The organism is Streptomyces sp. NBC_00154 (assembly GCF_026342835.1).
Classification (GTDB): domain Bacteria; phylum Actinomycetota; class Actinomycetes; order Streptomycetales; family Streptomycetaceae; genus Streptomyces.
On sequence record NZ_JAPEMI010000001.1, the window covers coordinates 6,950,713 to 6,970,559 of the forward strand.

The 19,847-nt window shown below is 69.2% G+C and carries 14 protein-coding genes and 2 pseudogenes; 7 read left to right on the forward strand and 9 right to left on the reverse strand.

The features are described 5' to 3' along the window. Window positions 1-224 precede the first annotated feature (224 nt). Window positions 225-2,461, forward strand: a pseudogene (locus OHA03_RS31140) (glycoside hydrolase N-terminal domain-containing protein). On the opposite strand, the gene OHA03_RS31145 reads toward OHA03_RS31140, so the two are convergent. Then, the gene (locus tag OHA03_RS31145) at window positions 2,437-4,650 is read right to left on the reverse strand and encodes a terpene synthase family protein (RefSeq protein ID WP_267007042.1); all 2,214 of its coding nucleotides are present in this window, start codon (window positions 4,648-4,650) and stop codon (window positions 2,437-2,439) included. The pseudogene OHA03_RS31140 and the gene OHA03_RS31145 overlap by 25 nt on opposite strands. Window positions 4,651-5,037: 387 nt before the next feature. Between OHA03_RS31145 and OHA03_RS31150 the strand changes: the two genes are divergently transcribed. Next, window positions 5,038-6,372: an N-acetylmuramoyl-L-alanine amidase gene (locus tag OHA03_RS31150; RefSeq protein WP_267007043.1), complete on the forward strand. Its 1,335-nt coding sequence runs from the start codon at window positions 5,038-5,040 to the stop codon at window positions 6,370-6,372. A 153-nt stretch (window positions 6,373-6,525) separates the two neighbouring features. Here OHA03_RS31150 and OHA03_RS31155 read toward each other — a convergent pair whose 3' ends face one another. Then, window positions 6,526-7,662, reverse strand: a complete 1,137-nt coding sequence (locus OHA03_RS31155) for an aminoglycoside phosphotransferase family protein (protein WP_267007044.1) — start codon at window positions 7,660-7,662, stop codon at window positions 6,526-6,528. 231 nt (window positions 7,663-7,893) lie between these two features. Between OHA03_RS31155 and OHA03_RS31160 the strand changes: the two genes are divergently transcribed. Next, window positions 7,894-9,390: a hypothetical protein gene (locus OHA03_RS31160; RefSeq protein ID WP_267007045.1), complete on the forward strand. Its 1,497-nt coding sequence runs from the start codon at window positions 7,894-7,896 to the stop codon at window positions 9,388-9,390. 156 nt (window positions 9,391-9,546) lie between these two features. Here OHA03_RS31160 and OHA03_RS31165 read toward each other — a convergent pair whose 3' ends face one another. Beyond that, window positions 9,547-10,989: a PP2C family protein-serine/threonine phosphatase gene (locus OHA03_RS31165; RefSeq protein ID WP_267007046.1), complete on the reverse strand. Its 1,443-nt coding sequence runs from the start codon at window positions 10,987-10,989 to the stop codon at window positions 9,547-9,549. Window positions 10,990-11,632: 643 nt separating this feature from the next. Between OHA03_RS31165 and rpmG the strand changes: the two genes are divergently transcribed. Beyond that, window positions 11,633-11,797, forward strand: a complete 165-nt coding sequence (gene rpmG / locus OHA03_RS31170) for a 50S ribosomal protein L33 (RefSeq protein ID WP_267007047.1) — start codon at window positions 11,633-11,635, stop codon at window positions 11,795-11,797. A 62-nt stretch (window positions 11,798-11,859) separates the two neighbouring features. After that, entirely contained in the window at window positions 11,860-12,120 is a 261-nt protein-coding gene (locus OHA03_RS31175) for a type B 50S ribosomal protein L31 (RefSeq protein WP_267007048.1), read from the forward strand. Between the two features lie 163 nt (window positions 12,121-12,283). Here the strand turns inward: OHA03_RS31175 and OHA03_RS31180 are convergent, their stop codons facing one another. After that, window positions 12,284-12,961 carry a YoaK family protein gene (locus OHA03_RS31180; RefSeq protein ID WP_267007049.1) on the reverse strand — a complete coding sequence of 226 codons (678 nt, stop codon included), beginning with the start codon at window positions 12,959-12,961 and terminating at the stop codon, window positions 12,284-12,286. Between the two features lie 201 nt (window positions 12,962-13,162). Continuing rightward, window positions 13,163-14,227, reverse strand: coding sequence for a phosphatidylinositol-specific phospholipase C domain-containing protein (locus OHA03_RS31185; protein WP_267007050.1), 1,065 nt, complete (start codon window positions 14,225-14,227; stop codon window positions 13,163-13,165). Between the two features lie 466 nt (window positions 14,228-14,693). Here OHA03_RS31185 and OHA03_RS31190 point away from each other — a divergent pair, with 466 nt between their 5' ends. Next, window positions 14,694-15,467 (forward strand): DUF4389 domain-containing protein, encoded by a 774-nt coding sequence (locus tag OHA03_RS31190; protein ID WP_267007051.1) that lies wholly within the window; start codon window positions 14,694-14,696, stop codon window positions 15,465-15,467. Between the two features lie 43 nt (window positions 15,468-15,510). After that, a complete protein-coding gene (locus OHA03_RS31195) occupies window positions 15,511-16,026 on the forward strand; it encodes a DinB family protein (protein ID WP_267007052.1) in 516 nt (171 codons plus the stop codon). 60 nt (window positions 16,027-16,086) lie between these two features. On the opposite strand, the gene OHA03_RS31200 is transcribed toward OHA03_RS31195, so the two are convergent. From OHA03_RS31200 to OHA03_RS31210, 4 genes and pseudogenes are all read right to left on the reverse strand, one after another. After that, window positions 16,087-16,575, reverse strand: a complete 489-nt coding sequence (locus OHA03_RS31200) for a potassium channel family protein (RefSeq protein WP_267007053.1) — start codon at window positions 16,573-16,575, stop codon at window positions 16,087-16,089. Between the two features lie 216 nt (window positions 16,576-16,791). Further along, window positions 16,792-16,992, reverse strand: a pseudogene (locus tag OHA03_RS48055) (DUF6807 family protein); the annotation flags it as partial. Between the two features lie 72 nt (window positions 16,993-17,064). After that, window positions 17,065-18,906 carry an asparagine synthase (glutamine-hydrolyzing) gene (asnB, locus tag OHA03_RS31205; RefSeq protein ID WP_267007054.1) on the reverse strand — a complete coding sequence of 614 codons (1,842 nt, stop codon included), beginning with the start codon at window positions 18,904-18,906 and terminating at the stop codon, window positions 17,065-17,067. Window positions 18,907-19,199: 293 nt separating this feature from the next. Continuing rightward, window positions 19,200-19,766 (reverse strand): SgcJ/EcaC family oxidoreductase, encoded by a 567-nt coding sequence (locus OHA03_RS31210; RefSeq protein WP_267007055.1) that lies wholly within the window; start codon window positions 19,764-19,766, stop codon window positions 19,200-19,202. Between the last annotated feature and the right edge of the window lie 81 nt (window positions 19,767-19,847).

The following is a 19,847-nucleotide window of genomic DNA, read 5'->3' on the forward strand; positions in this document are numbered from 1 at the left end:
GCTGCTTTGTCATGCACCTTGTCCGGGCAGTCGTCGGACCTTTAGCGTCGTGCGCCATGACACCCGGGATGACGCGACGCACCACAGTGAAGACAGCCGTCGGCGCAACAGGTGCCCTGGCGCTGGGAGTTCCCGCACTCGCCGGGACGGCGGCTGCCGCCATTACCTCCGATGAATCGCCCGGATCGCAGGGGCCGGACGCTACCAGGACACTAGTGGACCCGGTGCTCTGGTACTGCGCCCCCGCCGCCGACTGGGAACGCGAGTCACTGCCCATCGGCGGTGGCGCCCTGGGCGCGAGCGTCTACGGAGCGCTCGCTTCGGAACGGCTCACCTTCAACGAGAAGACGCTGTGGACCGGCGGCCCCGGCTCCGCCCAGGGGTACGACTTCGGGAACTGGATCGCCCCCAGACCCGGCGCCCTCACCGCAGTGCAGCAACGCCTCGACAGCGAGGGTGCGATCGATCCGGACTCGGTCGCCGCGGAGCTCGGCCAGGCACGCCGCGGCTACGGCGCCTACCAGGTCTTCGGCGACCTGCTGCTCGATCTGCCGAATGCCCCGGCCGCCCCCGACGCCTCCTACCGACGCGCCCCCTCGACCTGCGGACAGCGCTCGCCACCGTCACCTACACCCACCAGAACGTCCACCACACCCGGGAGTTCTTCGTCTCCCACCCCGGCAGCTTCATCGCCGGGCGGCTCGGAGCGGACCGCCCGGGACAGGTCTCCTTCACCCTGCGCTACACGTCGCCGCGCAGCGACTTCACCGCGACCGCAGCTGGAGACCGGCTGACCGTACGGGGCGCGCTCAAGGACAACGGGCTGCGCTTCGAAGCCCAGATCCGGGTCCGTACGAGTGGCGGCCGTGTCACCGCCGGGCCCGACGGCACGCTGACCGTCACTGATGCCGACAGCGCCTGGTTCGTCCTCGCCGCTGCCACCGACTACGCCGACCGCTATCCGGCCTACCGGGGCGACGACCCGCACCACACGGTCACCCGCACGGTGGACGAAGCGGCCGGAACGTCGTACGAGAAGGTCCGGGCCGCCCATGTACGCGACCATGGGACGCTCTTCGACCGGGTCGCCCTCGACATCGGCCAGCAGCTGCCCGACGTGCCGACCGACCAGCTGCTGGCCCGGTACACGGGCGGAACGAGCCCCGCCGACCGGGCGCTCGAAGCGCTCTTCTTCCAGTACGGCCGCTACCTGCTGATCGCTTCCTCGCGGGCCGGTTCGCTGCCCGCCAACCTCCAGGGCGTCTGGAACAACTCCACCACCCCGCCGTGGTCCGCCGACTACCACAGCAACATCAACCTCCAGATGAACTACTGGCTCGCCGAGGTCACCAACCTGGCCGAGACCACCGCACCGTACGACCGCTACATCGAGGCGATGCGCGCGCCGGGGCGCCGGACGGCGAAGGAGATGTTCGGGACGGCCGGCTGGGTGGTGCACAACGAGACCAATCCGTACGGCTTCACCGGGGTACACGACTGGTCGACCGCCTTCTGGTTCCCCGAGGCCGCCGCCTGGCTCACCCAGCAGATGTACGAGCACTATCGGTTCAGCGGCTCCACCGGCTATCTGCGCTCCACCGCCTATCCCGCGATGAAGGAAGCCGCCGAGTTCTGGCTGGCCAATCTGCGCACCGACCCGCGTGACGGGCTGCTTGTCGTCACCCCCAGCTACTCTCCCGAGCACGGCGACTTCACCGCGGGCGCCGCGATGTCCCAGCAGATCGTCCATGACCTGCTCACCAACACCCTGGAGGCCGCCCGCACGCTCGGCGACGCCCCCGCCTTCCGCAGCCGCCTGCGGACGACGCTCGACCGGCTCGACCCCGGGCTGCGGGTCGGCTCCTGGGGACAGCTCCAGGAGTGGAAGACCGACCGGGACGACCCGGCCGACGACCACCGCCATGTGTCGCACCTCTTCGCCCTCCATCCCGGGCGGCAGATCGAACCCGGCAGCAACTGGGCCGAGGCGGCCAAGGTCTCTCTCGGAGCGCGTGGCGACGGCGGCACCGGCTGGTCCAAGGCATGGAAGATCAACTTCTGGGCGCGGCTGCGCGACGGCGACCACTCCCACAAGATGCTCGCGGAACAACTGAAGAGCTCCACCCTCCCCAACCTCTGGGACACCCACCCGCCGTTCCAGATCGACGTCAACTTCGGTGCCACGTCGGGCATCGCCGAAATGCTGCTGCAGAGCCAGTACGACGTGATCGAGATCCTCCCCGCCCTGCCGGCCGGCTGGCCTGAGGGATCGGTCCGCGGGCTGCGCGCCCGCGGAGGATTCACCGTCGACATCGAATGGTCCGACGGGCAGGCCCGCCGTGTGGTGATCACGGCGGGCCGAAGCCGCGAAGTGACCGTCCGCAGCTCCCTGTGGCCGAGCGGCGAAAGAACCTTCAAGGCCCGCGCGGGCGGCCGCTACACGCTGGTGGCGGAGGGCTGAGCGAACAGCGCGGTGACCCGCGCCGCCGAGACACCGAGCCCCGTGGGACCGCTGAGGTGCCACGGGGTGCCGGAGCCCCGCCGAAGGTCCCCTTCGCGGTAGCGGCGGCAGTCCCGGTGCCAGATCAGGATGCCCGCGATCCAGTGCTCGAGCTCCTCCACGTAACCCGCCAGGATCTCCCTGGCCTCGGCGTCCAGCCCGAAGTCGTCGTACAGGACCGGGAGTTCCTGCTCCGCGACATGGAGGAACTGGCGCAGCCGCGAGTTCATCAGGTCGTGCACGATCGCCACCGCGGTCGGATAGTCGACCCCGAAGAAGTTCTGCACGACCAGGACGCCGTTGTGCACCTCACCCTCGTACTCGATCTCCTTCTGGTACGAGAACAGGTCGTTGAGCAGCGCGGCATAGTCCGACGCCGCGTTCTCCAGGGAGCGCAGCGGGCCGCTGCGGTAGATCTCCTCCGGCACCTTCTTGCCGTGACCGAGCCGGCACAGACTCATCGTGAGGTCCGAACCGAACGTCAGCCGCCGCATCTCGATGTAGTCCACCGGGTCCGGGATACGGTTCTGTGCCTGGTTGGCCAGCTCCCAGAGCCAGCTCGCCGTCATCGACTCGATGGCCATGCGCAACGCGCGCCGCGCGCGGTCGTCCGTCGGGGCCGCCGTCCGCTGCCAGAGATCGGCGAGACCGCGCTCCAGCGCATTGACCGGCTCCGGCGCCGCGGAGCCGTCCAGCGGCATGAACAGCGAGAGACGCTCATTGGCCAGCCGCGCCCCGGCCAGGTCCCGGGCCCGCCCGTGCACCACCGGGAACCAGTCGTCACCATATGTACCCCAGGCCAGCCACCCCGAGGAGAGATCCAGCTCGTCCGCCGTCGCGTCCGGGTGCAGACCCGCCGCGCACAACGGCAGATCGATCGCGACGAGCCGCTCCTCGTCCCAGATGTGCGAGCCCGGCACCCCCGGCTGCGCCTCCAGGATCCCCATCCGGCGCGCCCAGTCGACGAGCCGGACCCGCGCCCCGTCCAGATGCGGACTGAGCGTCGTACCGAACGGCAGGTCGAATTCGGGCAGCAGTGACGGGCCGACGTGCCGGTAGGACACATGGGTGTGGCTGCGCAGCCGGGCCCGCTCCGAGCGCGGTGTGAAGCGGATCGACGCGGCGGACATACCGAAGCCGAGGGCGGCCTCGCCCGCCCCGCCGTCGTTCATGTAGCGGCTGGAGCGCATGTGCCACTCATGGCCGCCGGACTGCCAGTCCTGCAACCCCTTGACGTACGCGAGCACCGCCGCGGTCTCCGCCGGATCGAGCCCCTTCGCCGCGCACAGCGGCCCGAGTTCGGTGAGCGCGGTGTTCTCGAACTGCTGGAGCCGTGAGGTCAGCAGATCGTTCACCGTGTCGGCGGCCTCCTGGGTGGAGCAGTTCAGAAACGTCTCCAGCACCAGTACACCGTTGCTGTTCTCGCCCTCGTCCTCGACCTCCCGCTGGTACGAGAAAAGGTCGTTGCGCAGATGCACACCGTCGGAGAAGGCGTCCCGCAGGACCCGCAGCGCCCGCTCGTCGGCCACCGAATCGGGGACCTCGGCGCCCGCCGCGTACTCCACGAGCCCCGCCGACCATGGCGCGCCGCCCACCTTGCGGCGCATCTCGATGTACTCCACGGGGTTCGCGATGCGGCCCTCGTTGATATTGGCGAGTTCCCACAGCGACTCGTTGAGCAGGTTCTCGGTCGCCTCCGCGAACCGGGCCCGCCAGGCGTCGGACATGCTCGGCACCGTCCGCGCCCACAGATCGGCCAGCCCCGCCTCGACCGGGTTCGTCGGCTCGGGTGTCCGCGCCCCTCGTTCCATCGGCATGAACGCCGGCAGCCGGTCCAGATACTGCTTGCCGCCCTCCCGGTCGGGGGTGCGCTTGAACAGCTCCAGGAAGTGGTCGTCGAAGAAGAACACCCACACATACCAGTCGGTGACCAGTGACAGGGCCTCCGCCGAGCAGTCGGGGTGGGTGTACGCGCACAGCAGCGCGTAGTCATGGGAGTCGAGATCCTTCTCCTCCCAGATGCCGGACCCTTCCACCATCCCTATGCTGCGCGCCCAGGACTTGGTGTGCTGTCGCGCCTCCTCGACATGGGGGTTGAGCCGCGCCGGATACGGAACATAGAAGTCCGGCAGGGTGAAGGGCTGAGCCATGTGCGTCCGGCCTTTCCGAGGAATTCCGCGCGGGGCTCGCGCGGACCTTTCGTGTCCGCGCGAGCACTACCCTTCGGCCGTCCGGGGCACGCACACCAGGAATTAGTCACACGAAAGGTACGTGTGCATGCGGGGTGCCGACGGACCGCGGCGCAGGCCCGTCCGCTCCGTAAAACTCAGGTAACGCCCCACCGCCACACAGTCGTTGCTTCCTGACCTTCGCAGGTCAGAGTCCCTGCCAGTGGTCTGGTCCAGTGGCTCGTCCGACAACCCTCCTTGTGCTCTTGACGCGCTATCACCTCAGGTCACAGAGTGTGCGCCCATAGCCGAAAAGTGACATCGGATCACGTACGACTTTCGAAGCGCGCAGTTCCAAGAAGGGTTGTCATGACGTCCAAGCAGAGGACCAGACTCACGCTCGCCCTGACCACCGTCGGCGCCCTGAGTCTCGCGCTGCTCTCTCCCGCGGCGCAGGCCGGCGCGGACGGGGTGCGGCCCGAGTGTCCCCGCGGCCTCGACTGCGACTGGGTCCCGGCGGCCTATCAGCAGACCGGCGATCCGGCCGACAAGGAGACGTACGGCAACTACGACACCGCGGACCGCCCACACAGCAACAAGATCAAATTCATCGTCCTGCATGACACCGAAGAAGACTTCGACACCACCCTGAAGATCTTCCAGAACCCGCTGAAGCAGACCTCGGCCCACTACGTGGTGCGCTCGGGCGACGGTCATGTCACCCAGATGGTCAAGGACAAGGACGTCGCCTGGCAGGCGGGCAACTGGTACGTCAACACCCACTCCATCGGCATCGAGCAGGAGGGTGTCGCCGTCGAGGGCGCCAAGTGGTACACCCCTGAGCTGTACAACTCGACGGCGAAGCTGGTGCGTTATCTCGCCGCCAAGTACGACATCCCGCTCGACCGGCAGCACATCATCGGCCACGACGGCGTTCCGCCCACCAGCGCGGCCGGTACCAAGAACATGCACTGGGACCCGGGAACGTACTGGGACTGGAACCGCTTCATGGCACTGCTCGGCAAGCCGACGACCGTGCCGAGCGCACCGAAGAGCAGCCCGCTCGTCACCGTCAGCCCCCGCTTCAAGGACAACAAGCAGGCGTTCCGCGACTGTGAGAAGAACGTCGACCTGCCGGTTCAGGGCAGCAGCGCCGTCCCGCTCCACACCGAACCGTCCGCCGACGCACCGCTCTTCTCCGACCCGGGCCTGCACACCGACGGCTCGCCCGGCACGAACTGCGCGGCCGACTGGGGCAGCAAGATCAGCGCGACTCAGCAGGCGGTGGTCGCAGACCACGCGCCCGGTTGGACGGCGATCTGGTGGTACGGCCAGAAGGCCTGGTTCGAGACTCCCGCGAAGGCCCGGACCACCGTGCCGACCGCCGGCTACGTCGTCCGGCCGAAGGCCGGCCGTACCGATGTGCCGGTGTACGGGGTGGCCTACCCGGAGAAGTCGGAGTACCCGGCGGACTTCGCGGACCAGCGGGTGGGAACACCGCTGCCTTACACCATCAAGGCCGGACAGTCGTACCCCGGCGGGGGCGAGGCGCCGACCGGGTTCTTCTACGCGCCGACGATCGATGCGTCGTATCCGCTGGACCACATGTACTTCAAGGGCGGGGAGAAGTACGTGACGGTGCAGATCGGGCACCGGATCGCGTTCGTGAAGGCGTCGGAGGTGGATGTGGTGCGGGTGCGGTGACGGCTCGGGGCGAGCGGGCGGGGCCCTGCAGGGGCTCTGCCCCCCCGAACCCGCCCCCGCTCCGCATTTACCGGAGGGGCTGCACGCAACAGCGCGCTGCGGGCCCGGTGTGTCGGCACCGGACCCGCAGCGCGCATCCCCTGTGGAGCCGCGTCAGCGAGTGCCGACCGCAGCACGTACAGCCCGCCGGGCCATCGCGCAGTCGTCGTGCAGCCGGCGCAGCAGCAGCCGCTGCTCCTCGCCCGACGACAGCACCCCCGGACGCTCCTGACCGCCGCCCGCGGGCGTGGTCTCCCGCATCGCCCGCTGCACAGCCGTCTCGTACGTGCGGATCTCCCGCGTCAGTACGAGCATCAGGTTCACCAGGAACGCGTCCCGCGCCGCCGGACCCGTGGCCTGTGCCAGCTGGCTGATCTGCCGCCGCGCGACCGGTGCGTCACCCAGCACCGCCCACAGCGTCGCCAGGTCGTACCCCGGCAGATACCAGCCCGCGTGCTCCCAGTCCACCAGCACCGGACCCGTCGGCGACAGCAGGATGTTGGAGAGCAGGGCGTCACCGTGGCAGAACTGCCCCATGCCCTGACGGCCGCCCGCATGCGCCAGGCCGTGCAGCAGCTTCTGCAGGTCACCCAGATCACGGTCGGTGAAGAGACCCAGCTCGTGATAGCGGGCGATGCGTGAGGCGTAGTCGAGCTGGGCGTCGAACAACCCGGCGGCCGGTCGCCAGGCGTTGACCCGGCTGATCGCGCCGAGCGCGGCCCGTACATCGGCCCTGGGCGGAGCTTCCGACGGGTGCCTCGTCAGCGCCGCCACACGTCCTGGCATCCGCTCGATGACCAGCGTGCAGTTCTCCGGGTCCGCTGCGATGAGCCGCGGCACCCGGACCGGCGGACGGTGCCGGACGAAAGCCCGGTATGCCGCTATCTCGTGGCGGAACCGCTCCGACCAGACGGGGGAGTGGTCGAGTAAACACTTCGCCACCACCGTCGTGCGTCCGGTGGTGCCGACGAGCAGTACCGAACGCCCGCTGCGGCGCAGCACCTGGACCGGGTTGAACTCCGGGCAGATCCGGTGCACCGAGGCGATCGCCATCCTCAGCTGCGCGCCTTGCGGACCGGACAGGTCCAGGCGCCCGCTGAGCAGTGGGGCGCCCGGCCCCGCCGGCCGCCGGGGCCGGACCGTGCCGGGCGCCGACGGGCCGGTATGCGGGGCGAGGTACGGTCCGGCGCCCGCCCCCATGGGACGCAGGGGCCGGGGCGGGGCGGACACGGAGGACGATGCTGTGTACATGGGCGAGACAGATCCCTTCGTGCGCCGACAAGTTGCGTGCGCCGCCCCGGCCGGCGGCCGTTCGGCACCCTGGGGAGTGCCTAGGGCTGCCGGGCGGGGTGGCGCTTTCCTACCTGACACCGGTGCGCGGGTGGCAGACCATCTGGCGGACCCTGGCGAACCCTGGCGAATAGTCGCAAGGCATCTGACAGGGGGTTACTGTCAACTCAGCCGAGAACCTGGGGGCTTGACGTGACCGGAGAACCCAACACCCGTCTGTCGGATCTGTTCGGCCTTGCCGGCTGGTCCAAGGGCGAACTCGCGAGAATGGTGAACCGGCAGGCGGCGGCCATGGGCCACCCGCAGCTGGCCACCGACACCTCGCGCGTGAGGCGCTGGATCGACATGGGGGAGTCCCCCCGCGATCCCGTGCCCGAAGTGCTGGCAGCCCTGTTCACCGAGCGACTCGGTCGTGTCGTGACCATCGAGGACCTCGGGTTCGGCCGGCGCGGGCGTGTGGGGAAGCGGCAAGAGGTCGGGACGGAACACAATCCCGACGGTCTGCCGTGGGCGCCCGAACGGACGGCAGCGGTCCTCACCGAATTCACGGGAATGGACCTCATGCTCAACCGACGCGGCTTGGTGAGCGCGGGCGCCGCGCTCGCCGCAGGATCGACCATCACCGGCCCCATGCACGACTGGCTGCACACCGACCCCGTGTTGGCGGCCGACGCTCCACGGATCGACGACCCCCTCCATGCGGACCCGGCCGGCTTCGACCGGTACGAGGCCGCGCCCATCGGATCGGAGGAGATCGAAGCGCTCGAACGGTCCGTCGAGGTGTTCCGCGCCTGGGACGCCTCCCGGGGCGGCGGACTCCAGCGCAAGGCGGTCGTGGGCCAGCTCAACGAGGTGGGCGGCATGCTCGCCTACCGCCACCCCGACCATCTGCAGCGCCGCCTCTGGGGCGTTGCCGCCAACCTCGCCGTGCTCGCCGGATGGATGTCCCACGACATCGGCCTCGAACCCACCGCCCAGAAGTACTTCGTCATCGCCGCCCATGCGGCACGCGAGGGCGGCGACCGCCCGCGCGCGGGCGAGGCGCTCTCCCGGGCGGCCCGTCAGATGGTGCACCTGGGCCGTCCCGACGATGCGCTGGACCTGATGAAGCTCGCCAAGTCCGGTTCCGGGGACATGGTGCTGCCACGCACCCAGGCGATGCTGCACACCATCGAGGCCTGGGCGCAGGCGTCCATGGGCCGGGGACAGGCCATGCGCCGAACGCTCGGCAGGGCCGAGGAGCTCTTCGTATCGGACAAGGGCGATGTGCCGCCGCCCAGTTGGATGCAGCTGTTCGACGAGGCGGATCTGCACGGCATGCAGGCCCTGGCGTTCCGCACGCTCGCCGAGCACGATCCGTCGGTGGCCGTCATCGCCCAGCGCCACGCCAAGCAGGCCCTGGAACTGCGCGCCAACGGGCGCCAGCGCTCCAAGATCTTCGACTACATTTCGCTCGCCTCGGCGTGCTTCATCGCCGACGACCCGGAGCAGGCCGACCGATACGCGCGGCTCGCCCTGGTGACGATGGGGGAGACCTCCTCGCACCGAACCTGGGACCGGCTGCGCGAAATGTACCGGCTCACAGGTCAGTTCGCCGGGTACGCGAAGATCGAGGACCTGCGCGAGGAGATCAATCTCGCGATGCCGCAGAGCTCCGTGATCAAGCGGCCGAGAAGCTCGGAGATCTGATCCAGGGGCGCTGCGACGCCTGAGCGCCGGTCACCCACCGTCCGAGCACCGCACGACACGAGCGGGCGGCTTCCACCCGCGTCCCTGCGCTGTGTCGCACCGGCTGTGCACTCGTGCCCTTCGATCCGACCCGGTCTCACACCTCGACCCGGGCTCTCACACCCCGATGCGGGCGATCAGCACGCATGCGTCGTCCAGGCGCTCGGTGCCACCGAACTCCTCGACGACCGTCCGGACGCAGTCCTGTGCCGTGCGCGCCTCGGCGAAGCGCGGTGCGAGCGCGAGCAGTGCCTCCGGGCCCGCACCCCGGTCGCTGCGGCGGGTCAGTCCGTCGGTGTGCAGAACCAGCACATCGCCGGGCAGCAGGGTCACTTCGTCCTGCTCGTACGCCACCGAGGAGGCCGCGCCGAGCAGCACCCCGTCCGGTGACGGCAGGAGTCGTCCCGCTCCGTTGCGGAACAGCAGCGGTGCGGGGTGGCCGGCCTGTGCCCAGGCGAGCGTGCCGGTCACGGGGTCGAAACGGCAGCACATCGCACTGCCGAGCGCGGGCTGCACCGAAGCTTCGAGTAATTGGTTGAGGTGGCCCATCAGGGCGCCCGGTTCGATGCCCGCCACCGCCATCCCGCGCAGCGCACCCAGCAGCATGGCCATGGCCGAGGTGGCCGGGATGCCGTGACCGGTCAGATCGCCGACCGTGAGCAGTTTCCTGCCGTCCGGCAGTTCCAGCGCGTCGTACCAGTCGCCGCCGATCAGATCACTGGCATGCGAAGGCAGGTAGCGGGCCGCGACATCCAGTGCGCCGGTTCCCCGCTGCGGGAGCAGCAGCGAGCCGTGCCATGGGGGGAGTACGGCCTCCTGGAGCTCTACCGCCATGCGGCGTTCGGCCTGGGCCATGTGCTGCTGGCGCCGGAGCGTGTCACCGGTCTGGCGCGCCACGCGCTGACTGCGCCGCAGCTCGCTGACATCCCGCAGGACGGCCCACATGGAGGCGGTGCAGCCGTCTGCGTCGAGAACGGGCTCGCCCATCATGTGCAGGGTGCGCATCCGGCCGTCGGCCCGCAGGATGCGGAACTCGCCGTCTATCGGCTTTCCGTCGACCAGACAGTCCGTCACCAGCGTGGTGAGCAGCGGCTGGTCCTCGAGGAGCAGCACGGACGGAAGCTCGTCGAGCGACAGCGGTCCCGCCTCCGGGAGGCGGCCGAAGATCTCGAACAGCTCCTCCGACCAGCTGACCTCGTCGGTCAGCAGATTCCACTCGGCGCTGCCCACCCGGCTTAGCAGCGACCCGGCCTGCGGCTCGGTGGCGGGCTCCTGTTCCGCCCGCTCCGCGTCCTGTGCCGGCTGCTCCGCAGTCCCGGGCGGCGGTCCTTCCTTGAGCTGACCCAGATGCGTGCCGAGATCGTCGAGATGATGGACCGCCAGCTCACAGAGCGCGCGCTGCCAGCGCAGCTGCGGATCGTCCTCGTCGACCAGCGCCGCGTCCCGCCGCACGGCATCCACATCTCCGCGCAGCCGACGAGTCCGGTTGATCAACACGTCGACGGCATCGCGCTCGGGAGGCTGTGGGGCGGGGCGGTCCGCGGACAGATGGGACGGCATCTCGTACTCCGATACAGGCGCGGCACAACCAGGTCTGAAAAGGTGGACCGAAGACGACTGTGGCACAGGCTGCGGGAGCCCGTAAGTAGTTTGGCAACACTCGATGCGGTGTTGCTTCTGGCATATGCCACAGGCTGCGCAGAGCGTCGGTCTTTCGAACAGCCTTGCTTCCCACGGCCGTTGATGCAAGTCATCCGGCGCGTGCGGCCCGCCGCGCGCCTGCGTGCGCCCGTCCTTGCGCGGGTCACCGCACCTGATAGGGGCATATGCGCCGGAGGGGCCTCCATTGCCGGGCTGACGCCCCGTCGGACCGTGGCCCGGGTTCGGCGGGCTGTGGGCCGCGTCCGTCACGTGTTCACGGGGGCGCTCGCGGCGGTGGTCACGGTCTCGGGGCCGGTGCAGGGCCCGACGGTGGGGAGGTCGATGCCCGGATGGAGTGCGCACGGTGGATCTTCTCGGTTCGTCTTGGGGTCGGGCCTCGATACCTGGCATTCAAGGCTGGATCACCCCTCGATCCCGGTCCCTCCGGGCGAGTGTCCGGGACGGGAATGCGGCCCGCCCCCCTCGCGTTACAGCATCAGAACGAAAACGACACCCATTCCCATGAGGGGATGAGGGTCGGTGACAGCGTCCGGAGGTGCCCATGGCACGCAGTGAAGCCCGCCCCGTCGTCACTCTGAGGTCGACCGCCGGTACGGGACAGACCTATGTGACACGCAAGAGCCGTCGCAACAACCCCGACCGGCTGGTCCTGCGCAAGTTCGACCCGGCCGCCGGGCAGCATGTCCTCTTCCGCGAGGAACGCTGACCTGTCGGACACGGTCGGCAACGGCAGTCCGCCCCACTCGTGATGCCAAGGAAGGAACGCATATGAAGCCCCGCATCCACCCCGTCTCCCGCCCGGTCGTCTTCCGCGACCGCGCCGCGGGGGTCGCTTTCCTGACCCGGTCGACCGCTGACGCCGATCAGCGCGTGGAGTGGGAGGACGGCGAGAGCTACCCGGTCATCGATGTGGAGACCTCGTCGGCGAGCCACCCGTTCTACACCGGGACCAACCGGGTGGTGGACGCCGCGGGCCGGATCGAGCAGTTCCGGCGCCGCTACGGAACGACGGTGCCCTCCGGGCAGTGAAGCCCCGTGCGACGCGTCACAGTGGGCGATGTCGATTCCGGGGAACAGGGCGCGATGGTTTATCGTTCACCTATATGTGGATGACGCGCTGAGCGCCCACGCCCAAGCTGCCCCGGCTGGATTCCCCCGATCCGGCCGGGGCTTCTCGCTGTCCGCCCGTTCCTCACCCCCGGGACGGTCGCCCCGGCACCGTCTCGACGAGCAGGGCACCCGCCGCCAGCGCTGCGGCGACCCAGGCGGCGGCTCCCGGCCAGAGCCGGACCGTCAACGCGGTCGCCGTCGCACCCGCCACGACAGCGATCAGCCGGCCCATCACCCAGCCGTCCTCGCCACGCAGGGACCGCAGGGCCACCCGCCCGACAAGTGACGTCAGCGTGCCGGTGAAGTAGTTGGTCGGCGTTGCGCGGATCCGGCCCTGAATCCCCATCGCCAGGGAGATCACCGCCAACAGCCCGAGCCGGTCCCCGTCGGATGTGATCAGGCCCAGCCCCCATAGCACGGCGCCCGCCGTGAGCAGCACAACCTCGATCAGCAGCATCACCGGCAGCCGCCACCGCAGCCCCTCACCCATCCATGCGCCGCACGCGACCCCGCATCCGTACGCAACGAGCGCGGTGACGACGCGCAGTGCGACCCCGTGCTCCCCGACACCGGCGGCGGAGCCGCCCAGCAGCACGAGATTGCCGGTCATCACCCCGGCGAAGACCTGGCCGACACAGAGGAAGACGAACGCATCCGCCGCCCCGGACGCGGCGGACAGAAGTATCAGCGCCCACTCGCCCCATGGGTCGCGCGCGGAATCCGCGCTGAACCGGCCGGTGGGCACCATGGGAGTGGACACGCAGCCACCCTAGGGTTCCACTCAGTCAACAGGCACATACGCTTCGCGCGGCCCCACAACTTCCGCGGCGTCGGTGGATACACCCGCCGCCGAAGGCGCGCCGTCCGACGGGGCGGCAGTACCGCTCCGCCTCGCTCGGCAACGTCCGGGGCGAGGACGGGTGGACGAGGACGGCATCGTCGCCGACCCCGCCGCCCTCCGTCAGCCCGCCGCGCGCGGCACGACCGTCGAAAGCACCTGAGTCAGCGCATGCCAGTCGGCGGTGATGATGCTTGCGTGCCGTCCCGCCAACAGAGCGAGCCGGTCGAGGGCCTGCGCCTGTGTCGGGCTGGTGCCGTCGATGGCGGGTGTCACATTGTGGGCGTCCGTCATCACGACGAGATACCGGTTCCGGGCGTACCACCCCGTGTCGATGGACCCACCGGCATACGTGGAGGCGTCCCCGTCGAAGACCACGAACCAGGGCCGGATGCCCGCGTCCGTGTACCGCCCTCTCGGGTCACCGGCCTCGGCCCGGTGCACGGCGGGGAAGGCGGCCGCGTCCCCCAGCCGCCCGGCCGCCGCGAGGTCGCGGAGGTGGGTGGCGTATTCCCGGTCGGTCCACAGCGTGTCTGCGGGGTTGCCCTCTTCGACGGTCCCCGGGATCAGCTCCACGACGAAGCGCCCGGCAAGCGCGGACCGGGCGGGCCAGCCGCCGGCCCGTACCGCCTCGTCGAGCGTGGCATGGCCACCGGCCAGATCGGCGGGCCGGAACAGCGCGCTGCCGAGCTTGTCGGACAGCAGTGTGTCCAGCTGGGCGGGGCCCCGGCCGTTGTTGGCCTGGAAACCGTCCTTGAGTTCGAGCTTCAGCACCACCGGCCGGTGCCCGGGGTGCGCGTCGTGCCAGGCCCTGATGTCCGCGAGACAGCCTGCCAGATTCTGATTGCGCGCCTTGGTGCGCAGCTGGCTCGCATTCGCGGCATTCTCGCAGTTGTTGTCGTTGCCGATCGGATTGCTGTGCGAGACCCGCCAGGAACTGCCGAAGACATTGGTCCACACATCGAGCTCGAGAAGCGCCGCACCGGAGTCGAGTGCGTCGGCGAAGTAGGGATAGGTGTCCTTCTCGTACGCGTTGTGCACACCGACACCGGTGGTCGCCGAGTAGGCGGACTCACCCGTGTCGGCCGAACGCGCGGATCCGACGGTCAGTCCGACAGCGAGCAGACCGGCCGCCGCGGTCGTCAGCCCTCGACGCCATCCGTGTCCCATGTGCCGTCCGTCTCCCATGGCCCTCACCCTCATCGTTGATGCGAACGCGTCAAACGACAGGCACGATAGGAGAGTTGGGTGACGGGCAGGGGTACGGAATCCGGCCGTTCGGGTCCGACAGCGACGACGGGTCGTCATGCCCGGCCGAACGGCCCGGGTGCTGGGCGTGGTGGACCACGACGGGACCTGCACCGCCCCTCGGTCATGACCGGTCCGTGGACTGCATACGGGTCGGGATGCGGCGCACATCTCTGACCGGCTTGGCGCACGCTCCGTCGATTTCAGCGGCCGGGACGAACGCACCGCGAACTGATGGGTCAACACGACCTCGTGCGCACCGGGCCGGACGCCACCGTCACCCGGTCGGATGCACCGGCCCCGATCGGCCCGTGACCGATTGCGGGCAGGTTCCCGAGGGCCCAGCGTGGAGTGATGCCGTGTGTGCCGATGGCGTACGCGTCGTCACCCGCCGAGGAGGAGTGACATGGCTGACGCCCAGTGGACGGGCCCCAGGGGAGCGGATCTTGGCGAGTGGCTGCCCGTTCTGGACCTCGTCGAGCCGCCGAGACAACGGCGACTCACCGTCCTGGTGCGACTCCTCCTGCTGATCCCGCACTTCATCGTGTTGTTCTTCCTCCACATCGCGGCCTTCTTCACCGTCATCGTGGGCTGGTTCGCCGCCCTGGTACTGGGGCGGCTGCCCGAACCGGTCTTCCGCTTCCTCGCCGGATATCTCGGTTACCGGATGCGGGTCAGCGCGAGCGCGATGCTGCTGATCGACCGCTATCCGCCGTTCACGCTGACCCCGCCACCGGACTACCCGGTCCAGATCGAGGTACGGCCGACCGAGCTCAACCGGCTGGCCGTCTTCTTCCGGCTGTTCCTGATGATTCCGGCGGCCGTTGTGCAGGGCCTCGCCTCGTCGGGCTGGTGGGCACTGTCCTTCATCTGGTGGCTGATCACGCTCGTCCTGGGGCGCATGCCCCGTCCCCTCTTCGAGGCCTCGGCCGCCACACTCCGCTACAGCATGCGTTTCTCCGCCTACTTCATGATGCTCACGCCGGCCTACCCCAAGGGGTTCTTCGGCGACGACGCCCTCTCCGTACCGGAGCAGCAGACGCGTTCTGCCACCCGACCGCTGGTCATGAGCGGTGCAGGGAAGGCCCTGCTGACCCTGTTTCTGATCATCGGAGTGGCCGCCGACATCACCACCTCCGCGACGACCACATGGACATCGGACACCACCGACAACTGGTGAAAGGCCCTGGCACAACTCTCCGGCCAACAGGCATGATCATGCGATGACTTGGACCGCACCTGAAGCTCAGCGCACTCCCGGCTCCCTGGTCGCCGGCGAGCGGGAGATGCTCACGGGATATCTCGGCTGGTTCCGCAGCACGCTGCTGCAGAAGTGCGCAGGCCTGACCGGCGAACAGCTCGTCGAAAGGACCGTTCCGCCGTCCGACCTCACCCTTCTCGGGCTGCTCCGCCATATGGCGAAGGTCGAACGCACCTGGTTCCGGGAGCGATTCGCCGGGCAGTCGCTGGGCCCGATGTACGATCCGGCCCAGGGTAAGGACGCGGACTTCGAGGACCTGGACCCGGCCCGTGCGGCCGACGACTATGCGCGCCTGGTCGAGGAGTGCCGTCTCGCGGACGCCGTCATCGCCGATGCGTCGCTCGACGACACCTTCACACATGACGGCGAGGTCTTCTCACTGCGCCTGGTGCATGTCCACATGATCGGGGAGTACGCGCGTCACATCGGCCATGCCGACCTGGTGCGCGAACGCCTCGACGGAGTGACGGGGGACTGAACCGCAGCCCCCGTCGCTGCTCCCGGTCACCGCACACGCCTGGGCCGCGACCGACGGCACCTATCGCTCGCCGTTTCTCTCCAGCAGCCGCTCCACACGGTCGAACCTCTCGTGAAGCGCCCGAAGCTCGGCGTCGAACACCTCCTCACCGTGCCGGGCGTAGCGGCGAACGGCCCTGCCCACATGCTGGGCATCCCGCTCCGCCCGGCCGACGAACCATGTGGCGATGGACGCGGTGACCATGCCGAAGGTGGTGATACCGGCCAGCATCATCACCGAGGCGATCACCCGCCCCCAGGCGGTCACCGGGTACAGATCCCCGTACCCGACCGTCGTCGCGGTCTCGATGGACCACCAGACGGCTTTGGGGAACGAGGTGATGTTCGCCCCGGGCGCGCCCTCCTCGGCGGGAACGACCAATGCCGCCCCGGCCAGCAGGACCGCGGCCGTGGCCGACGACACCGACAGGGCGGCCCGGGCATGAAAGGTGCGCCACCACCGGTTGCTCAACAGACGACCGAGCAGAAGCGCGAAGAACGATTGCTGCACGGGCAGAAACCCCCGGGCTCCAGGCAGAGAGAAGAGTGAGGGCGACGCTACCGTCGTACGGGTCTGGTGAGCGGCCTGACACACGCCGGTCCGGTCCGGGAAATCGCGTCCCTGCTCCTCGGTACGGAACCGGCGTGACCAGGCCCGTTCCCAGCCTTTCCCGCCTGCTGCAGCACAGGGCGCCGCCACCCGCTGCCGACAGTGCTGCCGCTGTTCCCGGTGGCTTCCGGGACGGCCCCGCCACAGGTTCTGACCGGACAGGTGCGAGGCCGTCATCTGCAGGCCCTTGTGCCACCGGTGGTCGTTCGGTCTCCGTGGGCGTGCGTGATGCGCAGTGGGCTGCTCATGTCCTGGGTCTCTGACGGCAGGGAGAAAGCGCTTACCGAAGACGTGTGCCGACCCGCGAAGAACCGTCAACGCGCTCCGGCGGGCCCGTCTCGACCGTGGTGAGCGAGAGGTGGCAGGAGCGTTCGGATCTCGCCGGCCGCATCAGTCGAGCAGCAGCTCGGGCTCGTAGAGATCGAGCCAGAGAGCCAGATCCAGGGTGCGCTCCAGCCCGCGCCGCGACGCCTGGGTGATCTGCGGGAGTTCACGGTGCGCGGCCCGCTTCAGCCGGTCCCGGTCCACGAGTTCGAATACCCGGTGGGAGGGGCGGGCCAGCAGATCCTTGGCCTGCTCCTGCAGGGCGATCGCGTACTTCGGATCCTGCGTGGACGGATACGGGCTCTTCACCCGGTCGTACACCGACTGGGGGAGCACATCGCGGGTGGCCTCCCGCAGCAGGCTCTTCTCCCGGCCGTCGAACGACTTCAGTGACCACGGCGTGTTGTACACGTACTCGACGAGCCGGTGGTCGCAGTAAGGCACTCGAACCTCCAGGCCGACGGCCATGCTCGTCCGGTCCTTACGGTCCAGGAGCACCCGCACGAAGCGGGTCAGGTGCAGATGACAGATCCGCCGCATCCGGTACTCGAAGTCGGACTCGCCGTCCAGGCGGCGGATCCCGGCTGTGGCGACCGCGTAACTGTGGCGGATGTACCCGGGCAGGTCGAGCGCGTCCGTCAGGTCGGGGCGCAGGACATCGGCGTCGTCCCCGAAGTGCTCCCCGAACTTCACCAGCCACGGGAAGGTGTCGGCGGCGCGGGCCTCTTCGTCGAAGAACTGGAGGTAGCCGCCGAACACCTCGTCGGCGGACTCGCCGGACAGGGCCACCGTGGAGTGCTCGCGAATCGCCTTGAACAGCAGGTACAACGACGCGTCCATGTCGCCGAAGCCCATCGGCAGGTCACGGGCCCGGATCACCCGCGCCCGCACGTCGGGATCGGCGAGCGCCTGGGAGTCGAGCACGATGTCGAGGTGCTCGGTGCCGGCCGCCCTGGCCACGTCGTGCACGTACGGCGTGTCGGGCGTGGCGCGCAGCTCGTCCGCGACGAAGTTGTCGGCCTGCCCCACGAAGTCCACGGCGAAACTGCGCACCGTCTCGCCGCGTTCCGCGAGATGCCGGGCGGCGATGGCGGTCATGGCGGACGAATCCAGACCGCCCGACAGGAGTGTGCAGCGCGGCACGTCGGAGACCAGCTGGCGGCGCACGATGTCGTCGAGCAGCTCGCGCACAGTGGCGATCGAGGTGGCCTGGTCGGCGGTGTGCGGCCGCGTCTCCAGGGTCCAGTAAGTGCGCCGGTGCAGCCCGTCGCGGTCGACGGTGACGACTGTCCCGGGCTCGACCTCGTGCATCCCGTCCCACACGGCGTGCCCCGGGGTCTTCACGAAGGCGAACAGCTCACGCAGGCCGTCCAAAGTGACCGCGCGCCGGGCGAGAGGGTTGGCGAGGATCGCCTTCGGCTCGGAGCCGAACAGCACGCCGTCTGCCGTGGGGGCGTAGTAGAAGGGCTTGATGCCCATGCGATCGCGGATCATCACCAGTTTCTGCGTGCGGGCGTCCCACACGGCGAAGGCGTACATGCCGTTGAGCCGCTCGGCCACCGCGTCCCCCCACTCCAGGTAGCCGTGGAGCACGACCTCGGTGTCGGAGTCGGTGGTGAACCGGTGTCCGAGACCGGCCAGTTCGATCCTGAGCTCGGGGTAGTTGTACGCCTCGCCGGAGTACACCATCGCCACGTCGCCCTGCGGGGTCCGGGCCGTCATCGGCTGACGGCCGCCCGGCAGGTCGATGATGGCGAGCCTGCGGTGCCCCAGGCCGGCCGGGCCGTCGAAGTACGTGCCGCTGTCGTCGGGGCCCCGGCACGCCATCGTCGCGGTCATCGCGTCGAGTACGGCGGAGTCGGACCGCAGATCGCGGTCGAAGGAGATCCAGCCGGTGATGCCGCACATAGATGCCTCCTGGCTATGGCTCGATCTCGCGAGGCATCACCGCGGATCTTCGCGTGCGCATCTCTCGCGACAACCGAACAACATGTATCTCGCACTTATATGACGAGCGTGCGCCTGCCCGTTGCAATCGTCAACGCGACGACACCCTGACGGCCCCGGGAGCCCCGCCGTTCGGGTCTGCTTGGGCGTACGACGAGCGGATCAATCGGATCCGTATATCTGCGCTGCGCAGGGATTGCGTACGACCGGGTCGAGGCCCGCACGCGAGTGTTCGGCCACCGGCGAAGCCTTGATCAGCCCTGATGCCGACCGTGCTCTGCCCGGAGCACCCGCTGAAGTTCGTCGGTGTGCTCCTCCACAAGATCCGGACGGTGGTGGTACGCCGCCGGAGTGTTCTGGAACAGGGCCACACGCCATGATCCGGAACCGTACTCGGCAACCAGGGTCTGCACCGCATTCACCGCGGCATTCAACTCGGACTGTCCCGGCGGCACCATCCCCGCGATGGCACGCAGTATCGCCGCGTTGCCGCCTAGCGTCCGCACCTCCCGCACCTTCCACACATACGCCGCGGTCGGATGGTCGGCGAAGATCGGTGCGAGATGACGTTCCACCTCCGAGCCGCGCACCTGGCTTCCGTCGAACCCGATCATTGCGGCATCAGGGGCGAACAGCGCCGCATAGGCGTGAGCGTCGCGGCGGTTCCAGGCCCGGAGCAACTCTTCGTAGAGGTCCCGCACCGCAGGCGTTACGGACTCCTCATCGGGGCTCTCGTTCATGGCGCCGATCCTGCCACGGTCCGCGCCGCCGAGGACCGTGGCAGGATCGGCGCCACCCAGGTGTGTTACACGCTGTCCCATGGGGACGCCGCCTCAGCATCAGCTCGCCGATCAGTCGCCCTGCCGGCCAGCGGTGGTTCGATGCTGGAGGCCGAGCTTGAG